The sequence below is a fragment of the Pseudooceanicola onchidii genome (assembly GCF_004959925.1).
GTDB lineage: Bacteria > Pseudomonadota > Alphaproteobacteria > Rhodobacterales > Rhodobacteraceae > Pseudooceanicola > Pseudooceanicola onchidii.
Genome location: NZ_SPUW01000001.1, coordinates 1,346,369 through 1,360,062, shown reverse-complemented (window position 1 = coordinate 1,360,062; position 13,694 = coordinate 1,346,369). Strand labels below are relative to the sequence as shown.

Below are 13,694 nucleotides of genomic sequence, written 5' to 3'. Positions count from 1 at the left end.
CCTGCGTTTAGCCGAGGGTGGCGAGGCCGGGGAAGGTTTCGAGCAGCCAGAAGGACATGGCCGAAAATCCGCCCGTCAGCATCAGCAGCCCGATGGTCCAGAGCAGCAGGCCCATGATCCGTTCGATCCGCTCCATGTTGCGTTTCATCCAGTTCAGCGTTCCGGTGAGACGCGGCAGGAAGGCGGCGACCAGAAGGAACGGGATGCCGAGGCCTGCAGCGTAGACGGCCAGCAGTGCGGTGCCCTTGGCGATTGAGGCCTCGGAGGCGGCGAGCGACAGGATCGCGCCCAGTTGCGGACCGATGCAGGGGGTCCAGCCGAAGGCGAAGGCCAGGCCCAGGACATAGGCCCCGAAGGCCGAGCCGCCGCGGTCGCCCGCATCAAGCCGGGCCTCGCGGTCGAGGAAGCCGATGCGGTAGATGCCGAGGAAATGCGCGCCGAAGATCATCACGAGGATGCCTGCGACGGTGTTGAAGTACTCCTGATACCGCAGGAAGACCGAACCGACGACGGAGGCCGCGAAACCAAGCAGCAGAAAGACGGTCGACAGGCCAAGCACGAACATGAAGGCGGTGGCGAGCGCCCTGCCCCTGCGGCTGCCCTGCCCGAGGTCGTTCAACGTGACGCCGGACATATAGGCGATATAGGGCGGCACGATCGGCAGCACGCAGGGGCTGAGGAAGGAAATCCCCCCGGCGATCAGCGCCACGATCATGGCCGGCAGCAGGCCAGCGTCGATGATGTCTATTCCGAACATGTGTTTCGGATTAACGGGTTCCGCGCGTGGCGTCACGCCCTTCGCGAGCGACCAGTTGTCACAAAGGCGTGGAGGGGGTAGCGGTGTGGCCATGGATGACGTCGACATAGATGCCCGCGGCCTGATCTGCCCCCTGCCCGTGCTGCGCCTGCGCAAGCGGCTGATGGGTGTGTCTGCGGGCGCAGAGCTGACGATGCTGTCGGACGATCCGGTCGCCGCCATCGACATCCCGCATTTCTGCGCCAGCGAAGGGCACGAGGTGATCGAGAACCGCGACATGGGCGCGGCGCGGTTCTTCCGCGTCAGGCGGGGACAGTAGCCGCGCGCGGGACGTCCCGCGTTTGCCGATATCGAGACGTGAAAAAGCCGCCCCGGTGTGGGGCGGCTTTTCCGTTTTCATCAATCCTTGGCCCTTAGCCTTTGCCGAGCGACCACCAGCCGCGACGCTTGGGCTTGTCCGAGTCCTCGGCGGCCTCGGCTGGCTCAAGCTCTTTCTCGGGCTCGGGCGCGGGGTCCGCTGCCGGGGCTTCGGCCTGTTCCGGCTCTGCTGCGGGCTCGGGCTCGGGTTCTGCCTGGGCGGCAGGCTCGGGCTCGGCCGGGGCTTCGGGTTCCGGTGCGGCCTCGGCTACAGGTTCGGCCGGTGCCTCGGGTTCGGGTGTCACGTCCGGTTCGGGCGTGGCGTCGGCTGCGGGCTCCGGCGTGGCCGGGGTTTCCACTGCGGCCTCGGCTGCAGGCTCTGCCGGCGTGTCCTCGACCTTCTTCTTGCGGCTGCGGGACCGGGTGCGCTTTTTCGGCTTTTCCTCGGCCTCGGGGGCTTCAGCTTCAGCCTCGGCCGGGGTGTCTTCGGACTTGGCGTCCTCGGTCACTTCGGCGGGCGTATCGCCATCGGCGTCATCCGCGTCGGACTGATCGTCACCCGAGCCATTGTCCCCGTTTTCGCCATTGCCGCTGCCGCGCCGCCGACGACGCCGACGACGCCGCTTCTTGGGCTTCTGATCCTCTTCCTCGGCCTCGGGGGCCTCGGCGGTTTCTTCTTCGACCTCGTCCACGATGTCGTCATCGACCTCGTCCATCAGCGATGCGCTGGCCGAAACGAAGGCGACGGGTTCGGGGATCACGCGGGTCGCGGTCTTGAACTTTTCAAGCGTGAAGTCGGGGCTGACGAGGTGCGGGTCGCCCTCGATCCGGACCGACAGGCCATAGCGGGCTTCGACGGCGGCCACATGTTCGCGCTTCTGGTTCATCAGGTAGTTGGCGATGTCCACGGGACATTTCACCAGAACCTCGCGCGAGCGGCGGCGGGTGCCTTCCTCTTCGATCTGACGCAGGATGTTCAGCGCCATGGAGTCGTCCGAACGGATCAGGCCGGTGCCGTGGCAGGCGTGGCAGGGCTGGGTCGTCGCCTCGAGCATGCCGGGCCGCAGACGCTGGCGCGACATTTCCAGCAGGCCGAAGCCCGAGATGCGGCCGACCTGGATGCGGGCGCGGTCGGTTTTCAGCTTGTCCTTCAGGCGCTTTTCGACGGCGAGGTTGTTCTTGCGCTCGTCCATGTCGATGAAGTCGATGACGATCAGACCGGCCAGGTCGCGCAGGCGCAGCTGGCGGGCGACCTCTTCGGCGGCCTCGAGGTTGGTCTTGGTCGCGGTTTCCTCGATCGAGCCTTCCTTGGTGGCCCGGCCAGAGTTCACGTCGATGGCGACCAGCGCCTCGGTCACGCCGATCACGATGTAGCCGCCGGATTTCAGCTGAACGGTCGGGTTGAACATCCCGCCGAGGTAGCTTTCCACCTGGTAGCGCGCAAAAAGCGGCATCTGTTCGCCGTAGTGCTTCACGTTCTTGGCGTGGGACGGCATGATCATCTTCATGAAGTCCTTGGCGTTGCGGTAGCCGCGTTCGCCTTCGACCAGGACCTCGTCGATGTCGCGCGAATAGAGATCGCGGATCGAGCGTTTGATCAGGTCGCCTTCTTCATAGATCTTGGCCGGCGCGATGGATTTCAGCGTCAGTTCGCGGATCTGTTCCCAGGTCCGCTGAAGGTATTCGTAGTCGCGCTTGATCTCGGTCTTCGTACGCTTGGCGCCGGCGGTGCGGACGATCAGGCCCGCGCCCTGCGGCAGATCGATTTCCGACGCGGTTTCCTTGAGCTTCTTGCGGTCCGCCGCATTGGTGATCTTGCGCGAGATGCCGCCGCCACGGGCGGTGTTCGGCATCAGCACGCAGTAGCGACCGGCCAGCGAAAGATAGGTGGTCAGGGCAGCGCCCTTGTTGCCGCGTTCTTCCTTGACGACCTGCACCAGCATGATCTGGCGGACCTTGACGACTTCCTGGATCTTGTAGCGGCGCGGACGCGGCTTGCGGACCGGGCGGATGTCTTCCTGATCGTCCTCGTCAGCGACGGATTCGATCTCGTCGTCGTGGGCGGCGGCGTCGCGCACGGTGTCTTCCGCGTCGTCATCGCCATCGTCGGTGTCGGCGTCATCCGCGTCGACCGCGTCTGCGCTGGTGTCTTCGGCGCCGTCCTGCGGTTCTTCAACCGGGGTTTCGTTGACCGTTTCCATCGGGGACAGGCCTTCGATGCCGTCCTCGGTTTCCAGGTCGATCGTCTCCATCCCGGAGATTTCGCCTTCGAGCACGGCATCCTCGGCCCCGCCTTCGACCTTGGCGGCCTTGGCAGAGGACCGGCGGCGCGGACGGCGCTTGGGCTTTTCGTCTTCTTCCTCGCGCGCCTTCATGGCCTCGGCATAGGCGCGCTCTTCCTCCATCAGGGCCTCACGGTCCGCGACGGGGATCTGGTAGTAGTCGGGATGAATTTCCGAGAACGCCAGGAAACCGTGCCGGTTCCCGCCGTAGTCGATGAAGGCCGCCTGAAGCGACGGCTCTACCCGCGTGACCTTGGCGAGGTAGATGTTGCCGGCTAGCTGGCGCTTGTTTTCCGATTCAAAGTCGAACTCTTCGACCTTGTTTCCGTCAACCACCACGACGCGGGTCTCTTCCGCGTGGGTGGCATCGATGAGCATTTTCTTTGCCATTTTATCCAATTGCACGGCGACAACCCCTGTGATCCCGGGGGACCCAGAGGGAAATCGGCGTGTCTGTCAGGGGCGATAGTGCGGGCGTCCCGGGCCATGGGTGCGGGACGGCGCGTCTGCGCCCTGCCCCTGCTCTCACTTGTCCCGTCGCGCCTCATCGCGGTTCTTCTCCGGCGGTTGGACCACGTTTTTGGCGTGGCGTCCGCCCGTTCAATGCCTTGTCAGTCCTTCGGGACAGCTTGGCGTTTGGGTGACCCCTTGCGGGGGTCCATTCGGTCTGTCCAACCACCCGGGGCCAGTCATTCGGACGGTCACAGCAGCGGTGGAACAGAGAAACTCATGTTCGGGGTGCCATCAGGCACCGAACCATCTTTCACAATAAGACTGCAAAGGATGAAAAGACAATGGATAAAATGGTCACCACTATCCTTCAGATACCCCGCCACCCGCCCGGATCGGGGCGGATGGCGGTGATCGGCGGTCAGTTCAGGTAGTCGGACCGTTGCAGGCCGTACTTCGCCATCTTCTCGTTCAGGGTGCGGCGCGGCAGGCAAAGCTCCTCCATCACCGAGGCGATGGACCCCTTGTGGCGGCGCATGGTGTTGTCGATCAGCATGCGTTCGAACGCCTCGACGTATTCCTTGAGCGGCTTGCCTTCGGTGGTCACGACCGACTGCATGTCGTCGTGTTCGGTCATCAGCAGCGATGCGATCGTGCCGGACCCACGGCGAGACTGCAGGACGGCGCGTTCGGCGACGTTGATCAGCTGGCGCACGTTGCCCGGCCAGGGCGCCTGCAGAAGCTGCGCGGCTTCCTGCGCGGCAACCTTGGGGGCGTCGCAGCCGTATTCGTCGGAAAACTGTTCCGAGAAGGTGGTGAACAGCGTCAGCACGTCTTCGCCCCGCTGGCGCAGCGGCGGCACGGTGATGCGCAGCGCGGCCAGCCTATAAAACAGATCCGAGCGAAGGGCGTCTTCGCAGGTGCGGTCGGCCTCCTGCATGTTGCAGATGCCGACGATGCGGGTTTCGGCCGGGGTGCCCTGTTCGTTGATCGCGTTCAGCAGCTTGCCCTGCACCGCGTCGGTCATCGCCTCGATGTCTTCCAGAACCAGCGTGCCGCCCCGGGCTTCCTCGATCGCCGGCAGGCGGCTGTCCTCGGGGTTCATCGGGCCGAACAGCCGCTTGGAGAGCGCGGGTTCGTCCATCGCGGCGCAGCTGACCAGCACGAACTTCTTGCCCGCCCGCGCGCCCACGGCGTGCAGCGCATGGGCCACCAGCGTCTTGCCGGTGCCGGTTTCGCCGTCGATCAGCACGTGACCGTCGGCCTGCCCCAGATCGAGGATATCCTCGCGAAGCCGTTCGACCGCCGGGGAGGACCCGATCAGTTTCTTCATGATCTGCCCGCCGTCCGACAGTTCGCGGCGCAGCTGGCGGTTGTCCATGACCAGGCGGCGCGCATTGGCGGCCTTCTTGGCCAGCTGGTTCATCCGGTCGGGATCGAAGGGCTTTTCCAGGAAGTCGAAAGCACCAAGGCGCATCGCTTCGACCGCCATGGGCACGTCGCCATGGCCGGTGATCATGATGACCGGCAGCGCGCTGTCGGACCCCATGAGCTTGCGCAGGAACTGCATGCCGTCCATGCCGGGCATCTTGATGTCCGAAATCACGATGCCCGGATAATCGGGCCCCAGCTTCTTGAGCGCGTCTTCCGCGCTGGCGAAGGTTTCGGTGTCGTAGCCAGACAGCGCAAGCCACTGGCTGATGGATTGGCGCATGTCCTGTTCGTCGTCGACGATCGCGATCTTCATGGCCTTCTGCATTCGTTTTCTCCGGTCTTATTCGGCGGCTTCGATCCCTGCCTCATCGGATAAGATAGGCAGCTGTATTTCAAAAACAGCCCCGCCCCCTTCGGCGTTCCGTGCGGTGAGCCGCCCGCCGAGGTCGTTCACGATCCCTGAGGAGATGGCAAGCCCCAGCCCCACCCCATCACCGGGTTGTTTGGTGGTGTAGAACGGCTCGAACAGATCATCGAGATTCTCGATGCCGGTGCCATTGTCGCGCACGGTGATCGTCGCGGTTTCACCGGCCGACAGGATCACGTCGATGGACGGATGATCGACGGTCGAGGTGGCGTCCACGGCGTTGCGCAGCAGGTTGATCAGAACCTGTTCCAGCCGCACCCGGTCGGCCATCACTCGGACGGGTCGTTCGGGGATCGCGCGGGTGATCCGGATCTGCCGCTGACGCAGCTGCGGCTCCATCATCGACAGCGCGGAATTGAGGGCATCGCCAACGTTTACTGGGGCAAACTGTTCGCCCCCCTTGCGGGCATAGGATTTCAGCTGGCGGGTGATCGACCCCATCCGGCCGATCAGATCGTCGATCCGCTGGAAGCTTGCCAGCGCCTCGTCGGGGCGGTTGCGGCGCAGCAGCAGGGCCGCTCCGGCCAGGTAGGTCTTCATCGCGGCCAGGGGCTGGTTCAGCTCGTGACTGACGGCGGCCGACATCTCGCCCAGGGCGGCCAGTTTCGAGGACTGCGCCAGGGTCTGTTCGGCCACGTCCAGTGACTTTTGCATGCGTTCGCGTTCGGCGATTTCCCGCTGCAGCCTTTCGTTCAATGCGCGAAGGTCCGCCGACTCGTTCTGGAAGAAGGCCATGCGCAGCGCGTTCTTGCGGGACAGCGCATAGAAGGCCAGCGCCAGCAGGATCGCAAAGCCCATGATCTCGAGCGCGAGGAAGCCGTTCACCTTCTCGCGGACGCTGGCATAGGTGGTGAAGCTGGCGATCTGCCATCCCCGGAACGGCAGGCGCGAGGACACGCGCATCACCGCCTCGCCCTTCACATAGGCATCGGCCGGCAGCGCGGACCAGTCGGCGGTGGCCTGGATGGCGCGCTGGATCGCGGTTTCGGGCGGTTCGCGCTGCAGGGCAACGCCTTCGGTCAGGCTGCGCCAGCGCGGTTCGGTCGCCAGGATGATCTTGCCGGTGCTGTCGGTGACCAGCACCGCGTCCGAGATCCCGGCCCAGGCACGTTCGAACTTCTGCAGGTCGACCTCGACCACGATCACGCCGATGGCGGTGCCCGAACTTTCCATCTTGCGCGAATAGGTGAACCGATAACCGACCCCGTCCCGTTCGGCGACGGTGAAGACGGTGCCGGCACTGTCCAGCGCTTCGGTGAAATGCTGGGTGCCCGCATGCAATTCGCCCAGGCGATTGCGGTCGGTCGCCGCCACGGTGCGCCCGTCCTGGTCCAACAGCATCAGCGACGCCGCGCCGATCTCGTCCACGAAGGAAATCAGGCGCTGCGTCGATTGCGAATAGTCCGAGGAATTCAACGCCCCGATCAGCGTCGGGTCGCGGGCCAGCAACTGCGGCACGATCGAATTGCGGCGCAGCTCGGACACCAGGTTGCCGCCGTAAAGCGCCAGGCGCAGTTCGGCCCGGTTGCGGGTGTTCTGGGTGAAGCGGTCTGTCAGCGCAGAATTGGTGATCCAGACCGTCAGCACCGCGATCGCCACGAAAAGCCCAAGCGCGATGCGGCTTTGCCATGAAAACGCCGTGCCCCCGGTCTTGCGGGTGCGCGAGGTCTCAAGGAATTGCGGCGTTCCGGTCATGCCACACGATACGTCAGGCGCGGGGTCCGCTCAAGCGCGGCGCCCGGCCCGGCTACGGGATCAGGCGGAAACCAGCGCGGTCATCAGAGAGGTGAACATCGCGCGCCCGTCGGACCCGCCAAGCGCCTCGTCCGCCGCGCGTTCGGGGTGGGGCATCATGCCCAGCACCCGGCGGTTCGCGCTCAGCACGCCCGCGACGTCGCCCGAGGACCCGTTGGGATTGTCGTTGTAGGTAAAGGCGATACGGTCCTCGCCTTCAAGTTCGCGCAGCAGCTCTGCATCGGCCTGGTAGTTGCCATCATGATGCGCGATCGGGATCTGCAACTCGGTCCCCGCAGCCCAGCCCCGGGTGAAATCGCTGTCCGAGGTGCGCACGTTCAGCGGCACGGTGCGGCAGATGTATTTCAGTCCGGCATTGCGCAGCAGCGCGCCCGGCAGGATCCGGGTCTCGGTCAGGATCTGGAACCCGTTGCAGATGCCAAGGGCATAACCGCCACGTTCCACATGCGTCTTCAGCGACCGGGTGATCGGCGAATTCGCCGCAATCGCGCCGCAGCGCAGGTAATCCCCGTAGGAAAAGCCGCCCGGCACGCCGACGATATCCGTGCCCGCGGGCAGGGCGTCGTCCTTGTGCCAAACCATGGTCACATCGGCCCCGGCCCGTTCGAAGGCGACCTGCAGGTCGCGGTCACAGTTGGATCCGGGAAAGACGAGGATGGCAGCCTTCATGGCGGGACTCCGATCTGGGATGTTGCCTGCTGTTACGCCGCAGGGCCGCAAATCTCAAGGGGCAGCCGCGCCTCAGGCGTACTGGATATGATCCGACAGCGCCATGTCCTGAAAATGCTTCCAGCTGACCACGTCATAGAGCGCCTGCGGGGACATCCGCTGTGCGTTTGGAATGCCCAGGGCGGCAGCGCAGATCTCGGAACAGAACCACTTGTCGGGGTCGTGGCGGGCCAGCGCGAAGATCTGGCTCAGCAGGATGCCGCGATAATCGTACCGCTTGCCGAACCGGTCGCGGATGAAGTCGGCGACCGCCTCGGGCTCGTCCTCCAGCGCCACAAGATCCCAGTGATCGGGATTGAGCACGAACCGGGCCAGCCGCACGCCGCCGTCCCGCCCGGACGACGACAGACAAACCGCCTCCTGCCCCAGCTCGGCCAGGCCCGCGATCAGTTCGACGTGGCTGTAGATCGACCGGGTCGCAAAGCGGATGCCCCAGTCCTGCAGGCGCTGCCAGATGCCGTCGCCGCGCCCCTTGTAGAATGCCAGTGTGATCATCGCGCTGCCTCCTGTCGGTTCAGGCTAGCGCGGCCCGCCACGGGACGACAGGCCGGAATACCCTACCCGGGTCCGGTCTTCCTCTGGTCAGATATCCCGGGGGAGTGCGAGGGGGCAGCGCCCCCTCGTGTCGGAGCGCCCGCCACGGGGCGCGCCGGTCAGATCAGTTCGACCGAATAGCTTTCGATCACCGTGTTGGCGAGAAGCTTCTCGCACATCTCGCGCACGGTCTCTTCGCTGGTGCCCTCGGCCAGGTCGAGGTCGATGACCTTGCCCTGGCGCACGCCCGACACACCTTCGAACCCAAGCGAGCCGAGCGCATGGCGCACGGCTTCGCCCTGCGGGTCCAGAACACCGTTTTTCAGCATGACATGAACACGGGCTTTCATCGGCGGTATCCTCAGTTGATCAGGGTCGGCTTCGTGTGGCCGTTGGATTTCGGCATGACGCCCAGGCGGCGCGCCACTTCGGTGTAGGCGTCGGTCAGGTTGCCCAGGTCACGGCGGAACACGTCCTTGTCCAGCTTCTGGCCGGTCTCGATGTCCCACAGGCGGCAGCTGTCGGGGCTGATCTCGTCCGCGACGATCAGGCGCTGGAAGTCGCCGTCGTAGACGCGGCCGATCTCGATCTTGAAGTCGATCAGCTTGATGCCGACGCCGTACATCAGCCCGGCCATGTAGTCGTTCACCCGCAGCGCAAGGCTCAGGATGTCGTCCATGTCCTGCTGGCTGGCCCAACCGAAGGCCGCGATATGTTCCTCGGTGACCAGCGGGTCGCCCAGCTTGTCATCCTTGTAGCAGTATTCGACGATCGGACGCGGCAGCGCGGTGCCTTCCTCGATCCCCAGCCGCTTGGACAGCGACCCGGCGGCAAAGTTGCGCACGATGATTTCCAGCGGGATGATCTCGCAGCTGCGGACCAGCTGTTCGCGCATGTTCAGCCGCTTGAGGAAATGAGTCGGCACGCCGATGTTGTTCAGCCCGGTCATGAAGAATTCGGACAGGCGGTTGTTCAGCACGCCCTTGCCATCGATCGTGGCCTTCTTCTCGGCGTTGAAGGCAGTGGCATCGTCCTTGAAATACTGGACGATCGTGCCCGGTTCGGGGCCTTCGTACAGGATCTTCGCCTTGCCTTCGTAGATTTTCTTGCGCCGTGCCATGGATGACCTTTCGTTCGGGCCGGGGTGCGGCCCCGTCGGGTGATGCGCCCTCTTAGAACATGGGCGGGTTTGCCGCAAGCGCGGGTCCGGCCACCGCGCCGCCCGGACGCCATGACGCGGTCCGGCGGGCCTTCGGGGCTTGCACGGTGCTGTCTGGATGGGCATATCGGAACAGAGGGAATTTCACGCAAGGAACTGGCCATGACCACCTTCGACGATCGCGAAAACGCATTCGAAAACAAATATGCCCATGACCAGGAGATGCAGTTCCGTGCCGAAGCGCGCCGGAACAAGCTTCTGGGTCTGTGGGCGGCCGAGCTGCTTGGCAAGACCGGCGATGACGCCGCCGCCTATGCCCGCGAGGTCGTGAAGGCCGATTTCGAGGAAGCCGGCCACGAGGATGTCGTGCGCAAGGTTGCGGGCGATCTGGGCGACAAGGCCACCGAGGCCGAGATCCGCACCAAGATCGACCAGCTTCTCAAGGTCGCCAAGGCGCAACTTCTGGAAGAGTGATCCGACCACAAGGCTGATCCAGGCGCGGTCTTCGGACCGCGCCTTTTTCTTGCCCGGTTGCCACTGTACACAGGCTAACCAGTGGTGTCGCGGCAAAGGCGACACAGTGTTTGAGTTCAGGTTAAGGATGTGCGCCGTGGTCAAGATTTCGATTCCCAAATTTGGGCTCAGCGTTTAAATTGTCTGAAATTCCGGCGCAGACCGGCCCGAGCAGTCCTTCCTTTCCGTGACTTCCTTAAGTTGCTGGTAGGACTTCCTGCCTATCCCCCCTGGGGAGTGAGTGGAGAGACCTATGACCGACAAGTCCCGCCAGAGGGCCGCCGTGCGTGCGGCTGCCTCCCGAAAGATAATGCGCTCGGGCCTGCCGCTGCTGATCGGCGCGGCCTGCGTCTGGCTGCTGCGGGATCGTCTCGAGGGGCTTGATTTCCATGCCGTGGCGGATGTGGTCCGTACGACATCAGCGCTGCAGTGGATCGCGGCGGCGGCGGCGACTGCGCTGTCGTTCTGGGCCATCGGCACCTATGACATGGTGATGCACCGCCATCTGCGCACCGGGGTCGACCCGAAGGTCGCGCGGATCACCGGCGCCGGGTCGATCGCCCTGGCGCAGGTGCTGGGGCTGGGCATGGTCACGGGCGCCCTGGCGCGCTGGCGGATGCTGTCGGGCGCCCGTCCAGGCATGGCCGCAGCGGTGACCGGGGCCGTCGCGCTTAGCTTCATGGCCGCCTGGGCACCGATCGCGGTGCTGATGGCTGCGGTCTTTCCCGGGGCCTCCCTGCCCCTTTGGATGACGCTGGCTACGGCGGTGGCGACGATCAGCGTCGCGGGCCTGGCGTTCTTCCGCCCGACCCTGCAGGTTGGCCGGTTCACCCTGCGCCTGCCAAGCCTGCGGGCGCTCGCGGCCATCGCCATGCTGACCATGCTTGACGTGGTCGCGGCGGCGGCGGCGCTTTACGTCCTGCTGCCCCCGGATGTCACGATCAGCTTCGCGGTCCTGCTGCCGGTCTTTGCGTTGGCGCTTGGGGCGGGTCTATTCAGCTCCACCCCCGGCGGCGCGGGGCCGTTCGAACTGACGCTTCTGGCGCTGCTGCCCATGGTAGCCGAAGCGCCACTGCTGGGCGCGGTCCTGGCATGGCGGGTGATCTACTATGCCGTGCCCGCGCTTCTGGCGCTGATCCCGCTGGCTGTCCCCTTCAAGGTGGCCGACAGCACGCCCGCCCGGTCTGCGGCGACGACCAAGGCCTTGTCCCGGGCGCCGCGCGCCGAATGCGGCGTGGCGCGGCAGAACGGGGCCGAGGTGCTGGACACCTGCACCGGCGAGGCCATGGTGGTCGAGACAGGCCAGACGCTGACCCTGCTGTTCGATCCCATGTCCGGCAAGCCCCAGGGCGTGGTCCCGGCCCTGACCGCCGCCGCGCGGGACAGGATGCTGGTGCCCGTGATCTACAAGTGTTCCGCCCGGCTGGCCTCAGAAGCCAAGCGCGCGGGCTGGTGGGTTCTGCGGGTCGCGGACGACGCCGTGATCGACCCGGCGGCGTTCTGCACCGAGGGTGCCGAGTTTCGTCAATTACGGCGTAAGCTGCGCCAGGCCGAAAAGGCCGGGGTGACCGTCGAACGCGAAGAGCTTGGCCCGGATCTGATCAGCGAACTGGTGCGCATCGATGCCGCATGGGTGATCGAACATCGCGGCGCGCGCGGGTTCTCCATGGGGCAGTTCTGCCCCAAGTACATGGACGCCCAACAGATTTTCGTGGCCCGCCAGGGTGGAGAGGCCATCGCCTTTATCACCCTGCACCAGACGGATCGCGACCTGGCCCTGGACCTTATGCGCCATGGGTGCACCCTGCCCGACGGCACGATGCACCTGCTGGTGGCGCGCGCGATCGAGGCCGCCCGCGACGCGAAACGTCGCCGCCTGACACTGGCGGCCATGCCGGCCCGGCCGTGTCGTGAAAGCCGCCTGGCCACGCGCCTCCGCGACCGGATCGCCAGCGGTTCGGGCGGTGCAGGGCTGACCCGGTTCAAGGAAAGCTTCGGCATCCGTCGCCAACCGCTTTACATGGCCGCGCCCGATCCGGTGACCATGGCGCTGGCGGTGGCCGATATCGCCCGCGTGATCCGACGTCCGCAGGGATAGGCGGGGTTCCCTCGGACCCTTGGCCGCGCTATGTGGGGCGAACATGCGTCGACCGACCGGAGAAGCCGATGACTGATGCTCTGACCAAGCTTTTGGAAACCCGCGACTGGCTGATGGCCGATGGTGCGACGGGAACGAACCTGTTCAACATGGGGCTGTCGTCGGGCGACGCGCCCGAGCTGTGGAACGTGGACGAACCCGAGAAGATCCGGACGCTGTATTCCTACGCGGTCAATTCCGGCAGCGACATCTTCCTGACGAACACCTTCGGCGGCAATGCCTCGCGGCTGAAGCTGCACCAGGCCGAGGGCCGGGTGCGCGAGCTGAACCGCGTCGGCGCCGAACTTGGCCGCGAGGTCGCGGATGCCTCGGGGCGCACCGTGGTCGTGGCGGGATCGGTCGGGCCGACGGGCGACATCATGGTGCCCATGGGATCGCTGACCCACGAACTGGCGGTCGAGATGTTCCACGAACAGGCCGAGGGCCTGAAAGAGGGCGGCGCGGACGTGCTCTGGCTTGAAACCATCTCGGCGCCCGAAGAATACAAGGCCGCGGCCGAGGCCTTTGCCCTTGCCGGCATGCCCTGGTGCGGAACCATGTCGTTCGACACCGCAGGGCGCACGATGATGGGCGTGACCTCGGAAGCGATGGTGTCGATGGTCGAAAAGCTGCCGAACCCGCCGATCGCCTATGGCGCCAACTGCGGTGTCGGTGCATCGGACCTGCTGCGCACCGTGCTGGGCCTTGCCGCGCAGGGTGTCGAACGGCCGATCATCGCCAAGGGCAACGCCGGCATCCCCAAGTACCACGACGGCCATATCCATTATGACGGCACGCCCGAGCTGATGGGCGAATATGCCGTGATGGCGCGCGACTGCGGCGCCACGATCATCGGCGGCTGCTGCGGCACGATGCCCGAACATCTTGAAAAGATGCACGAAGCCCTGTCGACCCGTCCGCGCGGCGATCGCCCCACGTTGGAACAGATCACGGCGAGACTCGGCGGGTTCTCCTCCGTATCGGACGGCACGGGCGATGACAACGGGCCGACCCGCAGCCGGACCAGCAAACGCCGGCGCGGCTGACGTCTTCACACATACGAAAGACCCGCTCTATGGCGGGTCTTTTTTTGAATGCAGGACTTTAACTTACGTCATAAGTTCGTCGGTCGACTGGTGAAAGCGCGTCTCGCGAAACAT

At 65.3% G+C, this 13,694-nt stretch carries 12 protein-coding genes; 4 read left to right on the top strand and 8 right to left on the bottom strand.

The window, feature by feature from the left end; translation table 11 throughout:
• Nucleotides 1-7 precede the first annotated feature (7 nt).
• Nucleotides 8-757, bottom strand: coding sequence for a cytochrome c biogenesis CcdA family protein (locus E4S58_RS06500; protein ID WP_136635512.1), 750 nt, complete (start codon nt 755-757; stop codon nt 8-10).
• Between the two features lie 91 nt (nt 758-848).
• Here E4S58_RS06500 and E4S58_RS06495 point away from each other — a divergent pair, with 91 nt between their 5' ends.
• Nucleotides 849-1,076 carry a sulfurtransferase TusA family protein gene (locus E4S58_RS06495; protein WP_136635511.1) on the top strand — a complete coding sequence of 76 codons (228 nt, stop codon included), beginning with the start codon at nt 849-851 and terminating at the stop codon, nt 1,074-1,076.
• A gap of 94 nt (nt 1,077-1,170) precedes the next feature.
• On the opposite strand, the gene E4S58_RS06490 is transcribed toward E4S58_RS06495, so the two are convergent.
• The 7 genes from E4S58_RS06490 to purC form a co-directional block, all read right to left on the bottom strand.
• Nucleotides 1,171-3,786, bottom strand: a complete 2,616-nt coding sequence (locus E4S58_RS06490) for an Rne/Rng family ribonuclease (RefSeq protein ID WP_205965359.1) — start codon at nt 3,784-3,786, stop codon at nt 1,171-1,173.
• A 481-nt stretch (nt 3,787-4,267) separates the two neighbouring features.
• The gene (locus E4S58_RS06485) at nt 4,268-5,605 is read right to left on the bottom strand and encodes a sigma-54-dependent transcriptional regulator (protein WP_136635510.1); all 1,338 of its coding nucleotides are present in this window, start codon (nt 5,603-5,605) and stop codon (nt 4,268-4,270) included.
• A 15-nt stretch (nt 5,606-5,620) separates the two neighbouring features.
• Nucleotides 5,621-7,402, bottom strand: coding sequence for a sensor histidine kinase (locus tag E4S58_RS06480; RefSeq protein ID WP_136635509.1), 1,782 nt, complete (start codon nt 7,400-7,402; stop codon nt 5,621-5,623).
• Between the two features lie 60 nt (nt 7,403-7,462).
• Nucleotides 7,463-8,131, bottom strand: coding sequence for a phosphoribosylformylglycinamidine synthase subunit PurQ (gene purQ / locus E4S58_RS06475; protein ID WP_136635508.1), 669 nt, complete (start codon nt 8,129-8,131; stop codon nt 7,463-7,465).
• Nucleotides 8,132-8,203: 72 nt separating this feature from the next.
• Nucleotides 8,204-8,686, bottom strand: coding sequence for a hypothetical protein (locus E4S58_RS06470; protein WP_136635507.1), 483 nt, complete (start codon nt 8,684-8,686; stop codon nt 8,204-8,206).
• A gap of 158 nt (nt 8,687-8,844) precedes the next feature.
• Nucleotides 8,845-9,075, bottom strand: a complete 231-nt coding sequence (gene purS / locus E4S58_RS06465; protein ID WP_136635506.1) for a phosphoribosylformylglycinamidine synthase subunit PurS — start codon at nt 9,073-9,075, stop codon at nt 8,845-8,847.
• A gap of 11 nt (nt 9,076-9,086) precedes the next feature.
• A complete protein-coding gene (gene purC / locus E4S58_RS06460) occupies nt 9,087-9,845 on the bottom strand; it encodes a phosphoribosylaminoimidazolesuccinocarboxamide synthase (protein ID WP_136635505.1) in 759 nt (252 codons plus the stop codon).
• A gap of 201 nt (nt 9,846-10,046) precedes the next feature.
• On the opposite strand from purC, the gene E4S58_RS06455 reads away from it, so the two are divergent.
• The 3 genes from E4S58_RS06455 to bmt all read left to right on the top strand — a co-directional run bounded on the left by E4S58_RS06455 (nt 10,047) and on the right by bmt (nt 13,580).
• The gene (locus E4S58_RS06455) at nt 10,047-10,358 is read left to right on the top strand and encodes a DUF1476 domain-containing protein (RefSeq protein WP_136635504.1); all 312 of its coding nucleotides are present in this window, start codon (nt 10,047-10,049) and stop codon (nt 10,356-10,358) included.
• A gap of 292 nt (nt 10,359-10,650) precedes the next feature.
• Nucleotides 10,651-12,495, top strand: coding sequence for a phosphatidylglycerol lysyltransferase domain-containing protein (locus E4S58_RS06450; protein WP_136635503.1), 1,845 nt, complete (start codon nt 10,651-10,653; stop codon nt 12,493-12,495).
• A 68-nt stretch (nt 12,496-12,563) separates the two neighbouring features.
• The gene (gene bmt / locus E4S58_RS06445) at nt 12,564-13,580 is read left to right on the top strand and encodes a betaine--homocysteine S-methyltransferase (RefSeq protein ID WP_136635502.1); all 1,017 of its coding nucleotides are present in this window, start codon (nt 12,564-12,566) and stop codon (nt 13,578-13,580) included.
• Nucleotides 13,581-13,694: the final 114 nt, after the last annotated feature.